Source organism: Pseudomonadota bacterium (genome assembly GCA_013285465.1).
Taxonomy (GTDB): Bacteria; Pseudomonadota; Alphaproteobacteria; order Micavibrionales; family CSBR16-224; genus CSBR16-224.
The window spans coordinates 2,317,123-2,340,101 of sequence record CP053449.1 but is presented as its reverse complement, the minus strand read 5'-3'; the positions used below and the strand labels follow the sequence as shown (position 1 = coordinate 2,340,101).

Below are 22,979 nucleotides of genomic sequence, written 5' to 3'. Positions count from 1 at the left end.
GGAAATAAGACCATGCTTAAAATCAGACTGACCCGTTCGGGTACAAAAAAACGTCCCTATTACCGTATCGTTGTTGCCGATGCGCGCGCACCGCGTGACGGCCGCTTCATCGAAAAAGTCGGTACCTATAACCCGATGCTGCCGAAAACGGATGAAAACCGTGTCCGCCTGCTGGACGAGCGTATCAAATACTGGCTGGGCCAAGGCGCACAACCGACGGATCGTGTTGCGATTTTCCTCGGTAATGCCGGTATCATTGAAAAGCCGGTCTTCAACAACCCGGAAAAAGCAAAACCGAGCGAAAAAACGCAAGAGCGTTTGAAAGAGCGTGAAGAAAAGCTGAAAGCCGCGGAAGAAGCTGCAAATGCACCGGCTGAAGAAGCCCCTGCTGAAGAGGCTGTTGCCGAAGCTGCCGCAGAAGAAGAAGCGCCGGCTGAGGAAGCCGCCGCCGAAGCGCCCGCTGAAGAAGCTGCTGCGGAAGACGCACCGGCTGAAGAAGAAAAGAAAGAAGACGCTTAAAAGCAACCGGAATGTCCGCTGATAAATCGCAGAAAAAGCGCGGAGGGCGCATGCCCTCCGGCGCCGGAACAGACGGGGACGTGCCGCAGAAAACTGCGGCGCAGGATGACGCATTGCTATGCGTCGCCCGCATTGGCCGCGCCTTTGGTGTGCGCGGCGGTGTGCATCTGACGCTTTTTGCTGATGACCCCGAACTGTTGCTGCGTGAAGACGGCGTGCTGGATGAAAAAGGCAATTTCCTGTTCCGTGTCGATACATTGCATTGGCGCAAACAGGATGATTACACGGCGGAAATCGAAGGCATTACCGACCGTGATGCGGCCGAAGCGCTGAAAGGCAAAAAGCTGTATCTGCCGCGTGCCGTTCTGCCCGTGATTGAGGAAGAAGACAGTTTCTATTATGTCGATCTGATCGGCATTCCCGTCTTTGCGGAAACAGGCGGAGCGGAAATCGGCGAGATTGTCTCCGTCCAGAATTTCGGCGCGGGGGATTTGCTGGAAATCCGCAAATCCGAAACTTTAAGCGCAAGGGGCGGCAGCTTTTACCTGCCCTTTACCAAAGAATGTGTTCCGGTGGTTGATATGACGGCGCGGCGCGTTGTTGTGCATCTGCCGGAAGGCTATCTGGACGAGGAGAAAAAACCCTCTTAGGAAAATGATCGGGGCACCGCGCTTTTGCTTGACAAAACCCCCGTAAATTGGTTTCTTAAGAGCCATAAAATACGGTTATATCCGGAGAGGTGGCTGAGAGGCTGAAGGCGGCGGTTTGCTAAACCGTTATACTGGGAAACCGGTATCGTGGGTTCGAATCCCATCCTCTCCGCCATAACAAAACACCCCCTAAATGGGGGTGTTTTGTTATGGCGGATAGAATGAGGCCGAGACCCCACAGGGTTCGACAACAAGATTGGCGCGTGAAACGCGCCTAGCGGTTGCAACTTTGTCAGGCACGAAGTGCCGCAACAAAGTAATCCCATCCTCTTTTTTATAAAAGGCAATATCGTGGAAAAAGTAGAAATCTCGAGAGTAGAGCTTGAAAACCATCTAAAAGAGCAAATTGGCTTCTTAGAGGCATCATCTAGCGCGTTCGATCAAGGTATGATGAGCGAAGCTAAGAGAATAGCTGTGGCGGTGAGAGTGCTTGTTCATGATACTCGTAATTCGCAATCGTTATTGTCTCAGTTAGGAGAAAAGTGCATACCATTCTTGGATACTGCGAAGGATATCGATCCTGATAATTTGGTTACTTCTCATCCTTTGATGGTTCTAGCATTTAATAGAGGTGAAGTATTATATAAAGCTCGGTTGGGAGAAGGAAACTACAAAAGCGAAACCGATTTTGAAACATGGTGGTCGAAACCCGTTTTAAAAGATAATCAAGCTAGAATAATGACTAGAAGAGATCTAATTTTAAATATGGCAGATAAAGATGGGGGAGCGCATGTAGATCCGAAAATTGGGTCTACATATAATGACCTTAAGAAAAACAACTCTATGGGATGGGTTGTCAGCACTCCTGGTGGGAAAATACCTTTAGAGAGCGCCGAGTGCGTATCCGTGCGCCAGATAGGTTATGAAATTCTGCATAGTATCAGAAATGAGATAAACTACTTATCTTAGAACATGCAATACCTTCCCCCACATTCCATTTGTCCTCCCGCCATCCACCCGTTATAAGGAAGAGCACAAACCCTATAAAAATGAAAAAAACACATGCTCAGCATCAACGACATCACCTATACCATCGGCGCGCGCACGATTCTGGAAGAGTGCAGCGCCAATATCATGGATGGCTGGAAGGTCGGCGTGGTCGGTGCCAATGGGGCGGGGAAATCGACGCTGTTCAAACTGATCGCGGGGGAGCTGAGCGCCGACCGCGGCGATATTCAGCTTTCGGCGCGCCGCCGTCTGGGACAGGTGCGGCAGGATATTCCCGAATGCGATACGCCGCTGATCGATATGGTGCTGGAGGCGGATGAGGAAATGTCCGCCTTGATGAAAGCGACGGAAACCGAAGCCGACCCCAATAAGCTGGGCGATATTTATATGCGCCTGTCGGAGCTGGACGCCTATTCCGCCCCGTCACGCGCCGCCATTCTTCTGAAAGGCCTCGGCTTTCAGGAAGAGGAATTGCACGCGCCTTATTCCTCCTTTAGCGGCGGCTGGCGGATGCGCGTCGCTTTGGCGGCGGCGCTGTTTATACAGCCCGATGTGCTGCTGCTGGATGAGCCGACAAACCACTTGGATCTGGAAGCGATTATCTGGCTGGAAGGTTATCTGGCGAATTATCCGCATACGCTGCTGATTATCTCGCATGACCGCGAGGTGTTGAATAAATGTATCGATCACGTTATCCATATCGACCGCCAGAAGATGACCATGTACACAGGCGATTATGATACATTCGAGCGCGAACGTGCGGCAAAGCTGGGCATGCAGCAGAAAATGCATGAAAAACAGCAGGCGCACCGCGCCCATATGCAATCCTTTATCGACCGTTTTCGTGCCAAAGCGACCAAGGCGCGGCAGGCGCAAAGCCGTATCAAGGCTTTGGAGCGTATGGATATTATTGATGCCGTCATTGCCGACCGCGCCGTGCGTTTCAGCTTTCCGCATCCGAAAGAACTGGCACCGCCGCTGATTTCCTTCCGTGACGTAGCGGTCGGCTATACGGAAGGCCAACCTGTTTTGCAGCATATTTTTGAAAATATCGGACCGGGCGACCGTATCTCCCTGCTGGGGGCAAACGGCAACGGTAAATCGACTTTGATGAAACTGATTGCGGGGCGTTTGCCGGCGATGTCGGGTGAAATGACGCGGTCGGGAAAATTGAAAATCGGCTATTTCTCCCAGCATCAGACGGAAGAGCTGGATGTGAATGAAACACCCGTACAGGCCATGACGCGTATGGTGCGGGAAAAGACGGGCGAGGCGCGGGAGTCGAAAATCCGTGCGAAGCTCGGCCAGTTCGGTTTTTCGCATGAGCTTGCCGATAATCTGATCGGCAAATTGAGCGGCGGGGAAAAGGCGCGTTTGCTCTTTGCCTTTATGAGTTTTGATACGCCGCATATGCTGCTGCTGGATGAGCCGACAAACCATCTGGATGTTGATGCCCGCGAAGCATTGGTGCAGGCGCTGAATGATTATGAAGGCGCGATTATCATGGTCAGCCATGATCCCGGCATGGTGGAACGCGTGGCGGACAGGCTGTGGCTGATTAAAGACGGCGGCTGCAGCGTATTCGATGGCGATATGGATGATTACCGTAAATTTGTGGTGAAATCCCGCAACGAAGACAAAAAGAAAGAGAAAGAAAAAGCGCCGAAAAAATCCGCCGCCAAAACCGCGCCGCCTGCAAAAAAAGCGACTCCTGCCGCTTTGCAGAAAAAAAGCGAAAAAATTGAAAAGGCGATTGCCGCTTTGCAGCAGGAAAAAGAAAAGCTGGAGACACTGCTCTCCGATGCAAGCCTGTATGCGGATGCGCAAAAATCGCAGGATGTGCAGCAACAATATCAGACGGTTTCAAATGATATCGAACAGCAGGAAAAACTCTGGCTGGATATCCAAAGCGAAATGGAAGCCGGTGCGTAAAAACCGACAGGATAAAGAACAGATGTCACCCGCAAAATTATCCTCCGTCTTTTTGAAAGCCGCACGCAGCGGCGATGAAGAGAAAGTGAGAGACTGTCTGAAGCAGGGGGCGGATGTTGATCATGCGCATAATCTGGCTCTGGGGCTGGCGGCGAAAAACGGTCATGCCGGTGTTGTCAAACTCCTGGTGGAACACGGTGCCGATCCGACCGATCCCGATGCCTTGCGCTGGGCGGCGCAGGATAACCGCAGTGAAGTTGTTTATTTATTGCTGGAGAACGGTGCGGATTTTGACGAGATTCCGAAAATGCTGCAAACGCGTTTTCGCGCGGAGTGGAACCGCTGCCGTGAAGAAAAAGCATGGGAGGAATGCGCGAAAGAGCGCGAAAAAATCCTGCGTCATAATAACCGCCACCGCAATCTGCGCCAATTTGTGAAGCGTGGCAATAAACCGTCATAAATCCATTTGGTTCAAGCGCTTTTCAAAAGCATTGATGGTCACTTTCGTATTAAAGGGCAGAACGGCGCGTGCCAGCATTTCCAAAGTGCGGCTGGCGAATTTACAATCCAGCGCATAAATGATTTTGCAGCGCCCGTCCGCCAGCTCCTCGTAACGGCATGCGGCTTTGAAAGCGGAGAAAATCTCCTCATCCGTTGTGACGCGGGTCAGTGTGTTTTCTTCCATATGGATTTCGCAGTTATAGGAAAAAGTCAGTTTGCCGACACCGATATGAAAGCGTGCGGCAATACAGTCCTCCGTGCGTGAGAGAATATCGACGGATTGGATATAGGATAAAAACTGCGGATAGGTTTCAATACCGATGGCGCAGGCGAATACTTTTTCGCGGCTGTGGTTTAAAATTCTCTCGCCGATAACTTGCGGCATTTATTTTGCCGCTTTGCGGCTGCCTGCATATTTGACGGCTTCCGCGCCAAGAGCCAGTTTCGCACATTTTTGCGCCGTTTCCGCGCCGAGCTTGTTCAGGAACTCTTCACGATCATTGTCGTATTGTAGGCTGTAGCCGTCCTCTTTTCCGCCCAGCGGTTTTTTATCCATACCGGTGGAGAGCAGCAGCGTTGCCGAACCGCCGAACGCGTCATAACCAAAGCCGATAAAAAATGTCTGGCCGTTACCGTCGGATTTCTGTGTGACTTTCAGGACGGGGACCTGTTCGCTCATGCCTTTGATTTCGGCGCTGAACGTATCGCCCGTATTGATTTCCGCCACGATCTCGGCCAGCGCATCAAGCTGCGTCTGATGGTCTTCGCTGAAGACCTCGCTGCGTTTTGCGGCTTTTTCAAAAGCGTCATAAAAAGAGTTTACGGGTTTTGCCATGATGAAATCTCCTTAACCGATTTTAAAAAATAATCGTGCGATCATAGGGGAGAATATTTTTTATGTCAACAGAAATATGGATATTGCGGATAAAAAGCGGGCGGATTTGACATCAATTTTCCGCAGCGGCAGGGTATAGGCTGCGCCCCGTGATTTTTTCAAGCAGGCGGAAATTTTCCTGTGTATTGAAATAACCGCCGCGGCGTGTGGCGAGAATTTCCTTGCCGTAGGACAGAATCTGGTTATCATCGCTGACAATTTCCCCGAAACGGCTATAGGTCTCGACAGCTTTGCGGTCAAGAATGAAGGCTTTGCGAACGTCCTCCATGCTCATATCACGTTCTATTCCCGCGCGGTCATATCCGGGCAGGCTTGTTGTCAGATCAATCGTCTCATCAACGGCGCCGATCAGAATTCCCGTTGTGGAAGGGGGATCAACCCAAAGAACGGTATTGGGAAAGACCGATTGCAGCGCGGCGGCAATCGAGGCGGAGGAGACATCAGACATCAGGTGAAACGGCATCCATTGTGCGATAATGCCGTTTTCGGTCATTTTCTCACGCGCGGCCAGATAAAATTCCCGCGAATAAAGGGCGCCTGTTCCGGCGAAATTCGGCGGCATCGGTTCCAGCGTGATGACATCATATTTTTCCTGTGTCCGGCGCAGATAGGCGCGTCCGTCCATTACGGTGGTGTTCACGATAGGATCTTCCAGAACGTTTTTATTGGAGGTAAAGACGGGTGCCATCTTTAAAACCTCTTTGTTCAGATCGACGATGTGCAGTGCTTCCGGTTTTTCCACGCGAACGGCATGAGCGGTCTGCCCCGTGCCGAAGCAGATGACCAGCGCTTTTTTCGGGTCGGGATGCATCAGCATCGGCAGATGCCCCATCCACGGCATATAATGAAGAGAGTCGATCCAGTTATCGGTGCTGCTTTCCGATGTCGTCAAAAAACCGTTGATAATCAGGACGCGCCGTCCGTTACCGTAATCCATCGCCGAAATCGTGGCATCCGGCCCTTCGTGAAAGGCGAGAATTTCACCCGATAACCCGCGTTGCTCCGGCCAGCCCTGTACGCGTGTTCTGCCGATACCGCTTTCACAAAAGACGGCGATCAGCAAAGCGCCGACACCTGCCGCCAGAAACACTTTGCGGCGGATGGACGGCAGCAGCCATAATCCGGTCAGGAAAACCAGCCCGCCGACAAACCATGCCGTACGGGCAAAACCGAAAGAGGGCAGCAGCACCCAGCCTGCGATGACGGAACCAAGAACGGCGGCAAAGGCGTTCAGGCTGTAAAGCCATCCCCAGCGTTTTGCGGAGCTTTGGTCGTCCAGCAGCCAGGGCAGCGCAATACCAAGACACAGGATGGGGCCGCCGGCCACGAGTAATGTCATGTTAAACCAGTTCAGAACGCCTAAGGCCGGTGTGCCGAAGAAAAAATTGAGACGGTCAAACCGTTCAATCAGCGGTGTTGCCAGTAAAATCAGTATGCCCGCCCAGGCAGCGGTCGCTCCGATGGGAATGTTTGTTCTTTTACAATAACCGACCAGTTGTGCGCCGATTCCCAGCGCAATCAATACGGCGGAGAGCATGATGGCAAAAGCATCGGTTGTGCTAAGGAAAGCGGATGTCAGGGAGCGAAACCATGCAACTTCCAGAGCGAAAGTAGCAAAACCTGTTACAAAAACCGTTACCAGAGCAGCCGGCCAGGATATGGAAGAGGTGGCGGCGGGATTACTTTTCTTGGCGGCGGTTTTCGCTTTTTTCTGTTGCAGGACACCCTTATCCATGACGGCGATTGCGGTGATGCCGACCAGAATATTGATGGCGGCAATTGCCGTAATTGTGCCGGAAACGCCAAGCAGCGGGATTAAAATAAAGGCGGCGATCAAAACACCGCAGGCTGCGCCCAGCGTGTTCAATCCGTAAAGCAGGGCCAGCGACATTTTATATTGCTGTGCGGCAAGGCCGATCACCGGCAGGGTGGCACCCAGACAAAAGGTCGGTACGCCAAGTGCGGCGGTAATACTAAGAATATGAACCAGTGCCGCATAATCAGGATGTTTTGCGTAAACCCAGATATCAAACTGGTTAATCGTCTGAAAGGCTACGGGCAGAAGTAATCCGGATAATCCGATCAGGATTTCCAATATGCCGTAAAGCCGTACGGGGCGCAGGCGGCTTTTTTCTTTTAAAATATGGCCTGTCAGCAAGGCGCCGAGTGACATACCGCCCATTGTGGTGGCCAGAGTCAGCGCTGTTCCCCATGCGGAAACCCCCAGCGCCAATGTGGATTTTATTTGCCAGACGACCTCCCATGACAATGCAGCAAAGCCGGATAAAAACACGAGGAGGCGTATGTCGTAGGATATACGGGAACGCCGGGATGCAGCAGATAGGATTGTCATTATATTGCGCCTTGAAGGCTGTTTGAAAACAGGCGTATTTTGAAATATTTTACGGCATACGGATGAGTGAGTTCAAGCAGAAATGAACGGCGCGCCCAAATGGTTTTATGCCCGGTTCGAAAGCGGCTTGCGCCGCCGTCTATTCTTTTGTATGTATATTCCTCACATGGAGGAGAGGTGGCAGAGAGGTCGAATGCGCCGCACTCGAAATGCGGTATACCGGCAACGGTATCGAGGGTTCGAATCCCTCCCTCTCCGCCAGAATAAAACGCCGACAGGATTGGCGGGTGTATCGCAGCAAAGTAATCCCTCCCTTTATCGTTACATCTCCGGCAAGGGTATCGACGCCGTATTTAAACTTATTTTAATGAATTCAGGTATATAATGGTAGGTGGTTACGATACGGCTTTGCGGATAACAGATAGATGCGAAGTATTACGGATTTTTATGTTAGAATGAAATTGTGAGAAGATTTTTATGCGCCATACTGATTGCCCTGATGCTGACGCCCGCAATGGCGTGCGGGCCGTTTATGCGTGTGGCGCATGCCGGCGACGGTATGGGCGGCGGTATGTCGGCGCAATGCCATGAACAGAAACAACCCGCTGATGATCACGGGCTCAAATTTTTCAAAGACTGCTACAATGTCGAGCTGCAACAGGCCGATACGGACAGTGTTCTTTCCCAACCTGATTTGAAGGTCGAAAAAATTTCATTCCCGTGGATGATTGTCGCCGCAAATGACCTTCTGCGTCCGGCGCGTTTTTATGACAGTCACGGGCCGCCCTATGCGGCTCTATCCGCTTTCCCGTCCTCATCCCCCGTCTTTTTGAAAACAGGCCGCCTGCGCCTTTAAGAACGACTCTTTTCCAATTTGTGAATAATTTTGGAATTTTTAAGGAGTCGTTTTATGCGTATTATTCTATTGACTGTCATGTTCTTGCTTTGCCTGCCGATCCCGGCGGTGCAGGCAGAGGATGCAAAAACCTATATCTGTCCGATGCATCCGCATATTCACGGACAGAAGGGGGAGAGCTGTCCGGTTTGCGGTATGTTCCTTGTCCCGCAAGAGAGTGAAAGCGCAACGGAAACTGAAAAAGAGGACAAAAGTGCTGAACCGGAAGGGGCGGTAAAAATTTCCCCGACATACCGGCAGGCATTGGGTGTGAAAACGGAGACGGTCGGTCGTCACGAATTCGGAAAACGGATTGACGCGCATGGTCATATCGCGCCCAGCACGCGTGACCAGCATGTTATCGCTGTGCGCACATCCGGCTGGATTACGGCGCTGGAGAAAGATGCTGTTGGCGATACCGTCAAAAAAGGCGATCTGCTTTTTTCCTTTTACAGCCCTGACTTGATGAGCGCACAGGCCGACTATCTTGTCGGACGGCGCACCGGTCGCCCGATCGGCGATACGGAAGGGCGGCTGCGTTTATACGGTATGGATAATCAGGCGATTAAAGCGCTGCAAAAATCAGGCCGTGCCATGGAAAAAACACCGTTTCACGCTCCTGCGGACGGTGTCCTCTCTGCTTTGCCTATGCGTCAGGGCTCATTTGCGAAAGAGGGGGAAACCGTTTTGGTTTTGCAGGATTATCAAAAGCTCTGGGTGATGGCGCATGTGCCTTTGCGGGATACGCAAATGCTGCATGAAAATGCAAAGGCGGTTGTGATGATTGACGAAACCGGAGAGCGTTTCGCCGCGACCATAGAAACGGTTTTGCCTGCAACCGATCCGCTGCGCCGTACGGCGATGGTCAGGCTTTTGCTCGATAATACGGATGGCAGGCTCAAAACGGATACGCTCGTCCATATCATGTTTGAGGCGGATAGCAAAATGCGGCTTGCCGTTCCGGCTGAGGCTGTTTTATACGGTAAAGACACCGCATATGTTATCGAAGATATGGGAGAGGGATATTTCCGGCCTGTGCGTGTACAAACAGGTATCACCGCCAAAGGAATGACCGAAATCACATCAGGCTTGCATGAAGGACAAAATATTGTTGTCACGGGGCAGTTCATGATTGATGCGGAAAGCACGTTGCGCGGCGGGTTTGCCGCCATGAGCGCAGAGGATGGCACCCATGCACAGAAACACTGACAGCCCGCATGATCCGTCACAATCATTCATTGCCGGTGTGATCGGATGGTCGGCACGCAACCGCTTTCTGGTTTTGCTGGGCAGTTTTGTACTGCTAATCGCCGGAATATTCGCCGTGAGAAACACGCCTCTGGATGCCATTCCTGATTTATCGGATACGCAGGTGATTATCCGCACATCATGGCCGGGACAGGCACCGCAGGTCATAGAAGATCAAGTCACCTTTCCGCTTTCCACGCGTATGTTAAGTCTGCCGCAGGCGAAAACCGTTCGCGGATTTTCGATGTTCGGCGACAGCTTTCTTTATATCGTCTTCAAGGACGGAACGGATTTATATTGGGCGCGCAGCCGCGTTTTGGAGGCGTTATCACAGGTTTCAAGTGAGCTTCCCGAAGCTGTCCGGCCGCAATTGGGTCCTGACGCCACCGGTGTCGGCTGGGTTTTTCAATATGCTTTGATAGACCGCACGGGGCGGCATGATCTGCAGGAATTACGCTCCCTGCAGGACTGGTTTGTGCGTTTTGAACTCGCAAGCATTGACGGCGTTGCCGAAATCGCCTCCGTCGGCGGCTTTGTAAAAGAATATCAGGTACTCATCAGCCCTCACAAGCTTCACGCTTACGGTATCCCGTTGCAAAAGGTTATAAGTGCCATTCGTGCGGCTAATCAGGAAACGGGCGGGCGCACGATTGAAATGGCGGAAAGCGAGTATATGATCCGTTCCTTCGGCTATATAGATTCCGTGACGGATCTGGAGCAGGCTGTTCTGGCGGTCGGGACGGACGGCGTTCCCGTCACTATCGCCGATATAGGACGCGTGGTTGAAGCACCGTCTATTCGCCGCGGTATTGCGGAGCTGAACGGTGAAGGCGAAGCCGTCGGCGGTTTTGTTGTGATGCGTCCCGGTGCAAATGCACATAATGTGATTAAAGAAATCCGTGAACGCATGGAATTTATCAAAAACGGCCTGCCGGAAGGTGTGGAGATTGTGACCGTTTATGACCGCAATACGCTTATTGAAGGCGCGGTCGGTTATCTTGAGCGCAAGTTATTGGAGGAAAGCCTGATGGTTGCGATTGTCATCTTTCTTTTCCTCCTGCATTTGCGCAGCGCATTTGTCGTTATTATCACATTGCCTTTGGGTATTCTTGCCGCCTTTATCGTTATGCAGGCGCAAGGCATCACCGCCAATATCATGTCGCTGGGCGGTATTGCCATCGCCATCGGCGCGATGGTGGATGCGGCGATCGTGATGGTTGAAAACGCCCATAGGAAACTTGCCGCTTTGCCCGATGGCGCAACGGAACAAACACGCCGGACTGCGCTGTTACAGGCCGCGAAAGAAGTCGGGCCGGGGCTGTTTTTCTCTCTGCTGATTATTACCGCCTCTTTCCTGCCTGTTTTCGCGCTGACGGGGCAGTCTTACCGCCTGTTTGCGCCTTTGGCTTTTACAAAAACATATGCGATGGCGGCGGCAAGTATTTTGTCGATTACGCTGGTTCCCGTCCTGATGCTGTTTTTTATGCGCGGAAAAATCAAACCCGAAGAAAAGAATATTTTGAATCGTTTCTTCATCTTCTGCTATCGGCCCGTTTTGAATACGGCTTTGCGTTTTCGCAAAACGACCTTGTTGCTGGCATTGTGTGCGTTGATCAGCACAGCCTGGCCGATCAGTAAAATCGGATCGGAATTTATGCCGCCGCTGAACGAGGGCAGTCTGCTTTATATGCCGATGACTTTGCCCGGTGTGTCCCCCGCAAAGGCGCGTGAAATTTTGCAAGTGACCAACAGACAGTTGATGAATATCCCCGAAGTAAAACAGGCTTTTGGGAAAGCGGGGCGATCAAATTCGGCCACCGATCCGGCGCCTTTGGCGATGATCGAAACATGGATTGAGCTGAAGCCGCCCTCGACATGGCGCAAGGGCATGACAACGGAGAAACTGATCGCCGAAATGGATAAACATGTCCGGCTGCCCGGTATGAGAAATGTCTGGGGTTATCCGGTTAAAATCCGCACGGATATGATGACGACAGGTATTCGCACGCCGGTCGGGATTAAAATTTCCGGGCAGGATTTAAAAATTATAGACCGTTTGGCAAAGGAAATTGAGGCCGTCGCACTGAAAGTTACCGGCACAAGAAGTGCGGTTGCGGACCGTGTGCAGGGCGGAAAATTTGTTGAAATTATCACTGACCGGGAAAAAATCGCACGCTACGGCATTGCCATGACGGATGTGCAAATGACGGTACAGACTGTGCTGGGCGGCATGATGCTGGATGAAGTTGTTGAAGGGCGCGAACGTTATCCGGTGATGTTGCGCTATGACAGACCGTATCGCGAACATATCACCGACCTTAGCAACATTCTGGTCGCAGCCCCCTCGGGTGCACAGATACCGTTGACGGATATTGCGGAGATTAAAGTTAATGACGGCTCCGCAATGATTACCTCGGAAGATGCCCGTTTAAACGGCTGGGTCTTTGTCGATATTGAAAACCGCGATATTGGTGCTTATGTCACTGATTTGCAGAAGACGTTAAAAACAGTTGCCCTGCCGCAGGGATATAGTCTGAAAATTTCAGGCCAGTTTGAACAGATGCAGGAGGCAAACCATCGTTTAAGCATAGCCATTCCCGCAGCACTGCTGACGATATTAACCTTGCTGTATCTGTATTTCGGACGCTGGGATCGTACATGGATGCTGATGCTGTCTGTTCCGTTCGGTCTGATTGGCGGGTTCTGGTGGGTTTGGTTTGCGGGATATAATATGTCCGTGGCCGTAGCTGTCGGCTTTATTGCTTTGGCTGGTATTGCAACGGAAACTGCTGTGGTTATGATGATATACATTGATCATGAGATGCGCATAGCGCCGCCAACGACGATAGCAGAACTACTGGACAATATTCGCCGCGGTGCTGTCCAGAGGCTTCGTCCAAAATTGATGACTGTCGGCACAGTCATTCTTGGTTTGATACCGGTTTTCCTGACCGACGGCCCCGGTGCGGATGTTATGCGCCGGATTGCATTGCCGATGGTTGGCGGTATGGCATCGACCATGCTGCTAACACTTGTGTTTTTGCCTGTGATTTACGCCATTTATATGCAGAAAACATTAAATTTTGATGAGGAACGGAGATTGCAGAAATGACAGATCATCTCCATTGCGCTCATCACTCTGAGAAGAAAAAATAGCCAGAAGGACTGTAGGCATATCGCCATAAATCAACAATTTGACTACGCTAGCGCTGCGGTACAAAAACGAGTACATAGGATGTACCAGTAGAAGGCATTGGAAACGGGAGTTTCAATCAGATCAATCACTTAAAATCCGGCGTTCTTTTTCCTCCCTCTACGCCAGTATCTTTTTAAGAGGCTGTTATTTTTCAAAATAGGCCGTTTTCTTTTTGATATCTACGCTGCACCAAAAGAGCCTGGGCATATCGCAGACAAGAGAGATAGAGGAAACACTCCTTTTTGTTTGGTAACTGCAATGGTGCAGGATTAGTCTGCGCAATTGCATGTATACAGCGCGGGCGTTATATTATATATGTAAATAAAGTACTGTTTATTAGATTAGCAAATACACGACAAAAATGCATACAACACCATTAGATATTTTAAAGCTGGGTATTTTGGAGGGGGATATTAATCTGATCTCCGAGACAATTAAGCAAAATCCCTATCTTTTGCGCTATACCGATAGCTATGGGGCATCGGCTTTGCATTGGGCAGCTAAAGAGGGACAATGCGCAATCATAGAATACTTCGTTGGTGAAGGCATGAGTGTAAACCAGGTGACTTTAAAGTCACATCACACCCCGCTTCATTATGCCGCCGCAGCAGGCCATGCAGACTGCGTGCAAACTCTTATCAACTTTAACGCCAATATTGATGCCTGCGATATAAATGGAAAGACTGCCGCGCATTGGGCGTGTCTGGGAGCGCATGCGGTGTGCTTGATGACCCTAAAAAACCACGGTGCCGACATTGAAAAGAAAGACGTGAGCGGACATACGCCTATGGATATTGCCGAGGAGCGGCATCTGGCGGAATGTATCGACATTTTGAAGCAGAAGCGGATTACCCCATTAACGGATCACGGCACTTATGGAAGAGTGGGCGAGCATGTTGTGATCAAGTCACTTGGTGTCGGATCTATGGGGAAATTATCCCGGATATTTGACTTTTATGCGCAAACGGTTGCATATGTCATAGACGATAAATACGCGGGAAGTGAGAGCCCCTTCTCAGCCTTTCACGATAATCCCCGTGAAATACTTTCGGCATATGAATGGTTACAGGCTAACGGGGGAAATGCGAAACATCCCTTCATAAAAATTCCCAGAAGCATCAATAGAAGAAAATCCCCCGCAGGTATTAAACCGAACAAATTTCAGAATTAGTCTGACACTCCATACTTATCTGCGATTTTTTCAGGCTCGTTTTGAACGTGTCAAAGGAGAATACGGTGGGGGCTGCGGGCAAAATACGGTTTGTGGCCGTCATAGTTGAGAATACGTCGGCCTGCGGTCTAATCCTGAAACAGCTTATCCTGTGCCCAATTCTTTTGCGCACTGCCTTGGTCGCGATATGCCGTGTCATCACTTTCCGGCAAGAGATCCCGCCGTCTTGACAGGATAAACCATATTAAAGGAATGACGCCGCCGCAGACGAAGACGATACCGCCCAAAGTTCTGAATGTGACAAGTGTTTTGAAAACCGGGCCTTCCACAATTTCTGCAGAACGGGCATACCAGAAGCCGTGTTCAAAGACGGCGAAGAGCTGATAAAGACCGGCAGGAAAAAGATTTAAAAACATCATCAAGGCAATACCGGTATTCAACGACCAGAAAATCACACGTACCAGTTTTCCGTTCCAACGCGCGGCAGGTAAAAGGTGCTGACAGCAGAACAGCATCCCGCCGATGGCGATATTGCCTTTGACACCGAACATAGCACCATGGGCATGGTTATTGGTCAGATAGGTCGCATGTTCGAAATAATTGATAATAGGCAGATTAATCAGCGAACCCAGAACGCCTGCCCCGAAAATATTCCAGAAATTAACGGCCAGAATAAACAGCCAGACTTCTTCCATGGCGGTATTTTGCCGGCCTTCCGATTTGAGATATGCGGCGTGCTGACCTTTTCGCCGTAACTGCCAGGCATCAATGGTTAAAAGCAGCAGAGGCAGTACCTGCAATGTTGAAAACACACTTCCCAAGGCGATCACACCTGTCGGTTTCGCAATCCAGTAAAAATTATGCGCAACACCGATTGTCGCGGTAAAAAGAAACATCATCACGGCAAGAAAAATCACTCTTTCAGCCATGATGCGCGGAATAAATTTCATCTGCACCATCATATAGGCCACGATCACGGTGGTGAAAACTTCGAAGGTGACTTCGACCCACATATGCACAACCATCCAGCGCCAGAAATCGGCGATGGCAAAATTTGTTTCCGGGAGGATAAAGAGACCAAAGAACAGAAAGAAGACCATGATGCCGCTGCCGTATAACAGCCATGCCGGTACCGACCATAGATTTTTAGCGGTCAGCCAAGGTTTGACAGCACGATAGATAATGAAAATCCACAGCATAAAGGCTGCCAGCAGAATGATCTGGAACAGACGCCCAAGTTCCATATATTCCCAGCCCTGACTGCCGAGCCAGTAAGCCGTGTCTCCGGTGATACGCCCTGTCTGCCCCAGATAGATGCCGACAAGCGCGCCGCAAGCGACAAAAACACACATGGAAAACATGACATCAATCAGCAGGCGCTGTTTTTTCGGGATACCGGCAAGGCCGGGAAGAAAGAAAATCGTATAGCCGACCCAGCACATGAAAAACCAGAAAATCTGCAGTAATGTATGATAGCTGCGCGCGACGGAGAAGGGCAGAATATCGCCCAGAAAAATTCCGTAAGGCCGGACAAAATCCAGCGCGCAAACAATACCGGCCGTAATCTGCAGGCCGAATAAAATCATGGCCAGCACAAAAAATTTATAGGTGGATCTTTGTGTCGGCAGAATATGCTTTTCTTCCAGTGCCGTTGTGGTCAGAAGTTTTTCCGTATCATCCTTTATGCCGAAAGGTTCGGGGAATATGACCTTCATTTGTCCATAAGCGTAAAGCACAAGCATGATACCAAGAAACAGCACCAGAATGGATGCCGCACTCCAGAAATAGGTATCTGTTGTCGGCAGATTTCCCGCATCAGGGTCATAAGGCCAGTTATGTGTGTAGCTGTATAACTCACCGGGACGGTTGGCGGCTGTGACCCATGCTCCCCAGAAAAGAAAGGAGGATAAATCCGCGATGTCTTCATCCGGCAGATGATGTCCCAGACGGATATAAGACGGATAAGCGGGATCCCGGAAAACGCGGTTGTAATGTTCTTTTAAGGCGGTAAAAGCATAAATTTGCGCATCATTGATGATGATGCGGTCATTCTGTTTATCCCAGCCGTTCCGGTGCAGTTCTTTTTTTACGCGCTGCGCGACGGCGTCAATTCTGTAAGGATAGGCCGGATCATTTGCCGTTTCCCGCGCATAGAATTCACGCATGGCTCGTGTTTTCAAATGCAGGGCATCGGCCGTAAAATCCGGCCCTCTTTCAGCACCGTCACCCCAGAATGAACCATAGGTCATCAGGCCGCGGCGCAAGAAGATATTTTGTCCGTTGTTGATGGCGTCTTTTGTAATGACCGTGTCGCCGCGAACTGAAGCAAAACTTTCCAGAGGCGGCGCAGCCGTATATGTGGTGCGGCCGATATAAATCAGGCCGGCAATGCTGACAACCGTCACAAACAGGAAGTGTAACATCCAGTAATTCCGGTTGAGAAGAATACCGGTAAGCGTAAGGCGTCCGGGTTCTTTATGGCCGGAATCCGTCATGTTATGGCTCCTTATTCCTGCCTTACCCTGCGTGCAGTCTTGATGGCCGGACAGGCTCAGTCTGTCGCGACCTGACAGCAGTAAAGCTCTTTTTCCGAAAGCTCCGGTATTTCGTTACGTATTTTGTGTCCGTAGTTCAGGCACAATTTTCGCCGAAACGGTATGAGGGGCGTTTTTGGGCGGCGCGGTTTTTGTTGTACGATATATGTTTTTACAGCGGTTCCTTGCGGCGTATTCATGGCCTTATCCCCCGATATGAAATGACTTTTAAAAAATATAAAAGCCATCAGAGCATATGCGGCGGGGCAGGGGATTGACCCAGGTCAAAAACGGTGATGCTATTTTTTATGACGGGAAAACAGCTGCCGGATTTGCTCCCCTTCCCATTTGAACGCATACAGCCATTTTGAAAAAAAGAAATCGGGCATCTCTTTGTGGAAAATGCCGAATTCTTCCGGTTTTTCATCGGGGCAGTAATAGGTGCCGAAAATCAGATCAATAAAAGGGAAAACAAAGCACATATTGCTGTCAGTGGCTTTTTGATCCAATGCATGATGCCAGCGATGGAAATGCGGGCTGACGAGAATATATTTCATCACGCCTTTCCATTTTAGATCTGTGTTGAAATGGTTGAAATTCGACGCAATATTAACGACGAAGGCGGCATATAGAATGCTGTCTGCCGGAAAGCCGATCCAGAGCAGAATAGCCATATCAAAAATCATCAGCAGGATTTCGGCAGGATGAAAACGCCATGAGGTTGACCAGTTCACTTTTTTTGCATCGTGATGTACGGCATGAAACGGCCATAAAAACACATGGGCAAAACGGTGATGGGCATAGATCAGCAAATCAAGCGCGACAAGACAGGTGACAAAACGCAGCCATGCCGGCCATGTGCCGATAACAGCAAGCCCTGTATCATGGATGAAGTTATGCGTGAGAGTTTCAAGCAACAGAAAATCAAAGGCAAATTTTCCCAGCGGCCAGAAAATCATGACCATCATATAGGCTGTCATAATTTCAAATTTTGTCTCGCGGTGAAAAAACGGTATGTTTTTATCGGCAGGCCGTAATTTTTCAAACAGCAGCGCTGCAATCACAAAAATAATAATGGTAATCGTTAGGGCGGAAAGCTGGTCTGCAAACCGCAAAACTGTTTCATACATGGTGCTGTATCCCGCTGTTATCAAGAATTGTTGTTTTCATCCTGATATGTTTGCTGCGGTAAAGCTTTGACTTAAATCAAGCCGCGGAAACGGCTGCGAAGTTGCGGAAATGAAGCCGGTAATCTGCGGGACGGGGCAGGGCGTTGATATTCAGCAGGCGTTTTTGCGGCGGAATATTCCCTAAAGTCGGGCGGTTATTATCGGCGCAGAAATTCTGAACATAGTAGTCGCCTTTATATCCGCGCAATTCCAAATCCCGCATGATGGTTATAATATCCTCCTCGTCCAGCAGCGATGTGTGAACCGTTGTGCGGACTTCAAACGGAATATTTTTCTGCCGGCAGAGCATATCCAGCGTGTCCGAAAAGAAACCGAATTTCTTTACGCCCGTCACCGCTTTGAATTTGTCGACCGGGGCTTTGTAATCCAGTGCGACATAGTCCAGTAAACCGTCTTTCAGAAAAACCTCTAAAAGATCGGGGCGTATGCCGTTCGTATCCAACTTGACGGCATAGCCCATGGATTTTATTTTTCTGATAAATGCCGGAAGCCCCGGATAAGAAGATGCTTCGCCGCCTGACAGCACAACACCGTCCAGCACATATTTGCGCCGTTCAAGAAAAGACAGGACTTTACCGATATCATATTGGCCTCTGCCTTTGACAATCTCCGGGTTATGGCAGTAGCCGCAACGCATATTGCAGCCTGAAAACCAGATGATACAGGCTGTACGGTCGGGAAAGTCCAGCAAAGTGAAAGGCGTGGTGCCGTAAATCGGCAGTATGTCTTCTTTGGCCGTCACTTTGCCGGACATGTGTTTTTCCCTTATGGCGGTTTTTTTAAAGCAGATTTTTTGATTCAATCCGGTTTTCTTCGAAATGGAGTCGTTCACGGTGTTCGCCTTTTTTACCCGTATTGAAACTTTCAACAGGGCGGAAATAACCCATCACACGTGTCCAGACGCTGGTTTCCGTCCCGCAATGCGGGCATTCCGGTTGCTCGCCATTTAAATAGCCGTGGGTTTCACAGGTCGAAAAGACCGGTGTAATCGTAATGTAAGGCAGTTGATAATTCTCGATAACCTTTTTCACGAAGCGGCGGCATGCTTCTCCGGAGGAAAGTTTTTCCCCCATATAAAGATGCAGCACGGTTCCGCCGGTATATTTACATTGAAGTTTGTTTTGCAGTTCCAGCGCTTCGAAAGGATCATCGGTATGGCCGACCGGAATTTGTGATGAATTGGTGTAATAAATATTGTCATCAAATCCGGCCTGTAAAATATCGGGAAAGCGTTTTTTATCTTCTTTGGCAAAGCGGTATGTGGTGCCTTCGGCAGGCGTGGCCTCCAGATTATACAGATTGCCGGTATCCTCCTGATAGGTGATAATCTTTTTGCGCATATGGTCCAGTATTTCCAGCGCGAATGTGATGCCCTCTTCATCGGTTAAATCAACACTGTCATTTGTGAAATTACGCAGCATTTCATTCATGCCGTTGACACCGATCGTGCTGAAATGATTACGCAGAAACGGCAGATAGCGTGCGGTATAGGGGTAAAAACCGCGATTATACATTTTATGGACAAAGATGCGTTTTTTCTCCAGCGTTGATTTGGCGATATCCATCAGCCGGTCAATTTCCCGATAAAGGGCGGCTTTGTCGCCTTTATAAATATAGCCGAGCCGTGCCATATTTAAGGTAACAACACCTAAAGACCCCGTCATTTCCGCCGAGCCGAACAAGCCGTTGCCGCGTTTTAACAATTCGCGCAGATCAAGCTGCAGGCGGCAGCACATGGAGCGCACGGCACCGGGGGAATAGGCTTCGGGATTGCGGACACGCTCTCCTTTTTCATTTGTCATCCATTGACTGCCGACAAAGTTTTGAAAATAGGAAGAGCCGACTTTTGCGGTATTTTCAAAAATAGCCTGCGCGACTTTACTATCCCAGTCAAAATCCTCGGTGATATTCACGGTCGGGATCGGGAAGGTAAAAGGCTGTCCGCCCGCATCGCCTTCCGTCATCACTTCATAATAGGCGATATTAATCATGTCCATTTCCGGCTTGAAATGGGAAAAGCGCGCATCTTCCAGATCGCGTATGCCCATATCTCTTTTGCGCAAACGATCCAGTAATTCCTCATTTTCGATGTCTTTGAACAAATGCTCGTCACAATAAGTCGGATATTGATCCTGCAAATCTTCGGGAACGGTAATATCAAGCGTAATATTGGTGAAGGGAGATTGCCCCCAGCGTGCCGGAACATTCAGATTGTAAACAAATTGCCGGATTGCTTTTTTGACGTCTTTAAAGTCGAGTGAATCATAAAAAACATAAGGGGCAAGATAGGTATCGAATGAACTGAAAGCCTGCGCACCGGCCCATTCGGATTGCAAAATACCGAGGAAATTGCTCATTTGTCCCAATGCTTCACGGAAATGGCGCGGCGGGCGGGAAGAGACACGACCCTGTACGCCGTTAAAGCCTTCATTCAGCAAGGCGCGGAGGCTCCAGCCCGCGCAGTAACCCGTCAGACAGTCAAGATCATGGATATGCAGGGCGCCGCTTCTGTGAGCTTCCCCCTCTTCGGGGGCGTAAATTTCATCCAGCCAGAAATTGGCAATCACTTTTCCCGCCACGTTATTAATCATACCGGCATTGGAATATCCGGTATTGGCATTGGCTTTGATACGCCAGTCACTGCCGGAGATATATTCGCTCACCGCTTCGGAACAGTCTATTTCCGCGCCGCCGGTCAGTTTGACGATATGATCCGTCTCCGGATGGGCGGGGTGTTTTTCAGAGAGGGGGAGATTGATGTGGTCCGTTTTGCGGGACGTGTTTTTTGTCATGGCTGTTTCTCCTATACGTCGAATCTTTGTGTTGTTTTTATGAGTGTTATGAATGATCTACCAGATATGGTGTCTTCTGCATCCAGCCTATACAAGATAGCGTGTTGCGGGCTTGATCAAGGTCAAGGACAGAATCGTCTGAAAGGGCAGGATGTGCTGAAACTTCTGTTATGACGCAGAAAACATGGAGGGACTGCACTGTGAAAAAAAATATAACAACCATTGCAATGGTACTGGCCGGTTTGACTTTCCCGTTATCAGCTCAGGCATCTCCCGCAGAGATTCTGAAAGACGGAAAATTATACGGGGATATCCGCTACCGTTACGAACATGTGGATGATGATGCCTTTGTCAAAGATTCCGGTGCGTCGACAATACGCACAAAACTGGGTTATACGACGGCGGAATATCAGAATTTTCAAGGCAGTGCGGAGCTTGAATGGGTCGAGAATATCGGCACGCGCCGTCATAACGACATGGTGAACGGAAAAGGCAGCTATCCGGTTATCGCCGATCCGACGATTTTTAACTTAAATGAGCTGTGGCTGTCTTATAAAGGCGTGCCGGACAGTTCCGCGAAGATCGGGCGTCAACGCATTAATCTTGATAACCAGCGCTTTGTCGGGGCGGTCGGCTGGCGTCAGAATGATCAGGTTTTCGATTCCGTTGTCCTGCAAAACAGTGCTTTGCCGAAAACGACTGTTTTTTACAGCTATATTGACCGCGTTCACCGTATTTTCAGCCGTCATAATCCTTTGGGGGAGAGCGGAAGCAAAACGCATCTGGGACAAATCTCCTATAACCATGCCGCATGGCTGAAAGCGACGGCTTACGGCTATCTGATTGATATGGACAGGCTGCCGGGTCTGGCATCAAAGACATACGGGTTGAGGTTGACGGGGGATATTCCGTTACAAAAGCACGATTTCACATTATTTTACGAGGCGGAGGCGGCAACACAGAGTGATTACGGTCGCAATCCGGCAAATTACCGCGAGGATTATTACCATGCCGCGCTGGGTGTAAAACAGGGCGGGCTTTCGGTGAAGGCCGGTTTCGAGTCGCTTGGCGGAAACGGTGTGAACGCATTGCAAACGCCTTTGGCGACGCTGCATGCCCATAACGGTTGGGCCGATAAGTTTCTGGCAACGCCGGTTATGGGGCTGGAGGATTTTTACGGAAAAATCTCTTATAAAATCGGGGAAAAAGGCAAAGCTTTTGCGGGAACGAAAATTGATTTCCATCTCCACCGCTTCGGTCCGGAAAGCGGCAGCGGTTTTTACGGCAGCGAATGGGATGCGCAAATCACCCGTGATTTCGACCTTCCTGAAGGCATGGGTCTGAAGAAATATTCACTCGGCCTTAAATTTTCGGACTATCATGCCAAAGGATTATTTGCGGATACGCAAAAAATCTGGCTGACAATCGGGACAAAATTTTAAAAGATGTTTTTACCCGTAAAACAAGCTTCAGCCCCCGAAGCACAGATACGGGGGCTGAAAACTATGTCGTCATTAAAGGAGACGTAGGTTATACACGATATTTAGAGCCTGTTTTTCAAGAAACCACTCTATAATCAAATTATATCACAGCTTCATATGGATTGATCTTGACCCAGATCAAATAAAGTCGCGTATTTTGTCAGTGCTTGATGTGCGGCGTCACCTGTTTTTGAACCATCCGGCGTGTTGTGCTGTTCGGGCTGACAAAATTGAGTAACAGCAGTTCCAGCGCAACGGTTGACATACCTGCAATCCCCAAGCTGGCGGTAAGTGTCTTATGGTTGATTGAATGGGTTGTTTGTTGCGGTTCAACCTGCTGCTCCACAGATGTATCCAAAGCTGTGTAAGCTCCTACGGTGGCGGCAAGGAAAACTGCAGAAAGTGTTTTTACCATATTTTTGACTGTTTTACTGTTTTCAATATCGGCGGGAAATGCTGTCAGAAGTTTTTTTGCAAATTTGCTGCCTGTTTTTGTACTCATTTTCTTTTCTCCTTATATTGTGATGTTATATATTACATAATATCACTGTTCTATCCATAAAGGTATAGGCAATAATGCAGGTTCTCTTTGCAAATTTGCATGAAAGATATGC

At 49.7% G+C, this 22,979-nt stretch carries 18 protein-coding genes and 2 tRNA genes; 12 read left to right on the top strand and 8 right to left on the bottom strand.

Going from position 1 to position 22,979, the window contains the following annotated elements; all coding sequences use genetic code 11:
• Positions 1 to 12 precede the first annotated feature (12 nt).
• The 6 genes from rpsP to HND56_11225 all read left to right on the top strand — a co-directional run bounded on the left by rpsP (position 13) and on the right by HND56_11225 (position 4,569).
• Complete coding sequence (rpsP, locus tag HND56_11250; GenBank protein ID QKK06228.1) at positions 13 to 519, top strand: 30S ribosomal protein S16; 507 nt, start codon at positions 13 to 15, stop codon at positions 517 to 519.
• 11 nt (positions 520 to 530) lie between these two features.
• Positions 531 to 1,169, top strand: coding sequence for a 16S rRNA processing protein RimM (gene rimM / locus HND56_11245; protein QKK06227.1), 639 nt, complete (start codon positions 531 to 533; stop codon positions 1,167 to 1,169).
• A gap of 83 nt (positions 1,170 to 1,252) precedes the next feature.
• A tRNA-Ser gene (locus HND56_11240) sits at positions 1,253 to 1,344 on the top strand.
• Positions 1,345 to 1,520: 176 nt separating this feature from the next.
• Entirely contained in the window at positions 1,521 to 2,138 is a 618-nt protein-coding gene (locus tag HND56_11235; GenBank protein ID QKK06226.1) for a hypothetical protein, read from the top strand.
• A gap of 93 nt (positions 2,139 to 2,231) precedes the next feature.
• The gene (locus HND56_11230; GenBank protein QKK06225.1) at positions 2,232 to 4,109 is read left to right on the top strand and encodes an ABC-F family ATP-binding cassette domain-containing protein; all 1,878 of its coding nucleotides are present in this window, start codon (positions 2,232 to 2,234) and stop codon (positions 4,107 to 4,109) included.
• 22 nt (positions 4,110 to 4,131) lie between these two features.
• Positions 4,132 to 4,569, top strand: a complete 438-nt coding sequence (locus HND56_11225; protein ID QKK06224.1) for an ankyrin repeat domain-containing protein — start codon at positions 4,132 to 4,134, stop codon at positions 4,567 to 4,569.
• On the opposite strand, the gene HND56_11220 is transcribed toward HND56_11225, so the two are convergent.
• The 3 genes from HND56_11220 to HND56_11210 form a co-directional block, all read right to left on the bottom strand.
• Positions 4,564 to 4,995 (bottom strand): hypothetical protein, encoded by a 432-nt coding sequence (locus HND56_11220; GenBank protein ID QKK06223.1) that lies wholly within the window; start codon positions 4,993 to 4,995, stop codon positions 4,564 to 4,566. The two genes, HND56_11225 and HND56_11220, sit on opposite strands and share 6 nt — an antisense overlap.
• Positions 4,996 to 5,445 (bottom strand): hypothetical protein, encoded by a 450-nt coding sequence (locus HND56_11215; protein ID QKK06222.1) that lies wholly within the window; start codon positions 5,443 to 5,445, stop codon positions 4,996 to 4,998. It abuts the gene before it with no gap.
• A gap of 112 nt (positions 5,446 to 5,557) precedes the next feature.
• A complete protein-coding gene (locus tag HND56_11210) occupies positions 5,558 to 7,858 on the bottom strand; it encodes a fused MFS/spermidine synthase (protein QKK06221.1) in 2,301 nt (766 codons plus the stop codon).
• A gap of 171 nt (positions 7,859 to 8,029) precedes the next feature.
• Between HND56_11210 and HND56_11205 the strand changes: the two genes are divergently transcribed.
• The 5 genes from HND56_11205 to HND56_11185 all read left to right on the top strand — a co-directional run bounded on the left by HND56_11205 (position 8,030) and on the right by HND56_11185 (position 14,368).
• A tRNA-Ser gene (locus HND56_11205) sits at positions 8,030 to 8,119 on the top strand.
• A 202-nt stretch (positions 8,120 to 8,321) separates the two neighbouring features.
• Entirely contained in the window at positions 8,322 to 8,714 is a 393-nt protein-coding gene (locus HND56_11200; protein ID QKK06220.1) for a hypothetical protein, read from the top strand.
• 54 nt (positions 8,715 to 8,768) lie between these two features.
• Positions 8,769 to 9,962, top strand: coding sequence for an efflux RND transporter periplasmic adaptor subunit (locus HND56_11195; GenBank protein ID QKK06219.1), 1,194 nt, complete (start codon positions 8,769 to 8,771; stop codon positions 9,960 to 9,962).
• A complete protein-coding gene (locus HND56_11190; GenBank protein QKK06218.1) occupies positions 9,946 to 13,113 on the top strand; it encodes an efflux RND transporter permease subunit in 3,168 nt (1,055 codons plus the stop codon). Before HND56_11195 ends, HND56_11190 begins: the two co-directional genes overlap by 17 nt.
• 445 nt (positions 13,114 to 13,558) lie before the next feature.
• Entirely contained in the window at positions 13,559 to 14,368 is an 810-nt protein-coding gene (locus tag HND56_11185) for an ankyrin repeat domain-containing protein (GenBank protein QKK06217.1), read from the top strand.
• 128 nt (positions 14,369 to 14,496) lie between these two features.
• Here the strand turns inward: HND56_11185 and HND56_11180 are convergent, their stop codons facing one another.
• The 4 genes from HND56_11180 to HND56_11165 form a co-directional block, all read right to left on the bottom strand.
• On the bottom strand, positions 14,497 to 16,863 hold the full coding sequence (locus HND56_11180; protein QKK06216.1) for a nitric-oxide reductase: 2,367 nt from the start codon (positions 16,861 to 16,863) through the stop codon (positions 14,497 to 14,499).
• A 338-nt stretch (positions 16,864 to 17,201) separates the two neighbouring features.
• On the bottom strand, positions 17,202 to 18,032 hold the full coding sequence (locus tag HND56_11175) for a sterol desaturase family protein (GenBank protein ID QKK06215.1): 831 nt from the start codon (positions 18,030 to 18,032) through the stop codon (positions 17,202 to 17,204).
• Between the two features lie 76 nt (positions 18,033 to 18,108).
• Positions 18,109 to 18,846 (bottom strand): anaerobic ribonucleoside-triphosphate reductase activating protein, encoded by a 738-nt coding sequence (locus HND56_11170; GenBank protein QKK06214.1) that lies wholly within the window; start codon positions 18,844 to 18,846, stop codon positions 18,109 to 18,111.
• Between the two features lie 25 nt (positions 18,847 to 18,871).
• Positions 18,872 to 20,884, bottom strand: coding sequence for a ribonucleoside triphosphate reductase (locus HND56_11165; GenBank protein ID QKK06213.1), 2,013 nt, complete (start codon positions 20,882 to 20,884; stop codon positions 18,872 to 18,874).
• Positions 20,885 to 21,084: 200 nt separating this feature from the next.
• On the opposite strand from HND56_11165, the gene HND56_11160 reads away from it, so the two are divergent.
• Positions 21,085 to 22,326: an alginate export family protein gene (locus HND56_11160; GenBank protein ID QKK06212.1), complete on the top strand. Its 1,242-nt coding sequence runs from the start codon at positions 21,085 to 21,087 to the stop codon at positions 22,324 to 22,326.
• Between the two features lie 199 nt (positions 22,327 to 22,525).
• Here the strand turns inward: HND56_11160 and HND56_11155 are convergent, their stop codons facing one another.
• Positions 22,526 to 22,867: a hypothetical protein gene (locus HND56_11155; GenBank protein QKK06211.1), complete on the bottom strand. Its 342-nt coding sequence runs from the start codon at positions 22,865 to 22,867 to the stop codon at positions 22,526 to 22,528.
• Positions 22,868 to 22,979: the final 112 nt, after the last annotated feature.

Excerpts from the sequence above, each read along its gene's own strand:
- rpsP (QKK06228.1), top strand. The coding sequence starts at position 13 with ATGCTTAAAATCAGACTGACCCGTTCGGGTACAAAAAAACGTCCCTAT.
- rimM (QKK06227.1), top strand. The coding sequence starts at position 531 with ATGTCCGCTGATAAATCGCAGAAAAAGCGCGGAGGGCGCATGCCCTCC.
- HND56_11230 (QKK06225.1), top strand. The coding sequence starts at position 2,232 with ATGCTCAGCATCAACGACATCACCTATACCATCGGCGCGCGCACGATT.
- HND56_11225 (QKK06224.1), top strand. The coding sequence starts at position 4,132 with ATGTCACCCGCAAAATTATCCTCCGTCTTTTTGAAAGCCGCACGCAGC.
- HND56_11220 (QKK06223.1), bottom strand. The coding sequence starts at position 4,995 with ATGCCGCAAGTTATCGGCGAGAGAATTTTAAACCACAGCCGCGAAAAA.
- HND56_11215 (QKK06222.1), bottom strand. The coding sequence starts at position 5,445 with ATGGCAAAACCCGTAAACTCTTTTTATGACGCTTTTGAAAAAGCCGCA.
- HND56_11210 (QKK06221.1), bottom strand. The coding sequence starts at position 7,858 with ATGACAATCCTATCTGCTGCATCCCGGCGTTCCCGTATATCCTACGAC.
- HND56_11195 (QKK06219.1), top strand. The coding sequence starts at position 8,769 with ATGCGTATTATTCTATTGACTGTCATGTTCTTGCTTTGCCTGCCGATC.
- HND56_11190 (QKK06218.1), top strand. The coding sequence starts at position 9,946 with ATGCACAGAAACACTGACAGCCCGCATGATCCGTCACAATCATTCATT.
- HND56_11185 (QKK06217.1), top strand. The coding sequence starts at position 13,559 with ATGCATACAACACCATTAGATATTTTAAAGCTGGGTATTTTGGAGGGG.
- HND56_11180 (QKK06216.1), bottom strand. The coding sequence starts at position 16,863 with ATGACGGATTCCGGCCATAAAGAACCCGGACGCCTTACGCTTACCGGT.
- HND56_11175 (QKK06215.1), bottom strand. The coding sequence starts at position 18,032 with ATGTATGAAACAGTTTTGCGGTTTGCAGACCAGCTTTCCGCCCTAACG.
- HND56_11170 (QKK06214.1), bottom strand. The coding sequence starts at position 18,846 with ATGTCCGGCAAAGTGACGGCCAAAGAAGACATACTGCCGATTTACGGC.
- HND56_11165 (QKK06213.1), bottom strand. The coding sequence starts at position 20,884 with ATGACAAAAAACACGTCCCGCAAAACGGACCACATCAATCTCCCCCTC.
- HND56_11155 (QKK06211.1), bottom strand. The coding sequence starts at position 22,867 with ATGAGTACAAAAACAGGCAGCAAATTTGCAAAAAAACTTCTGACAGCA.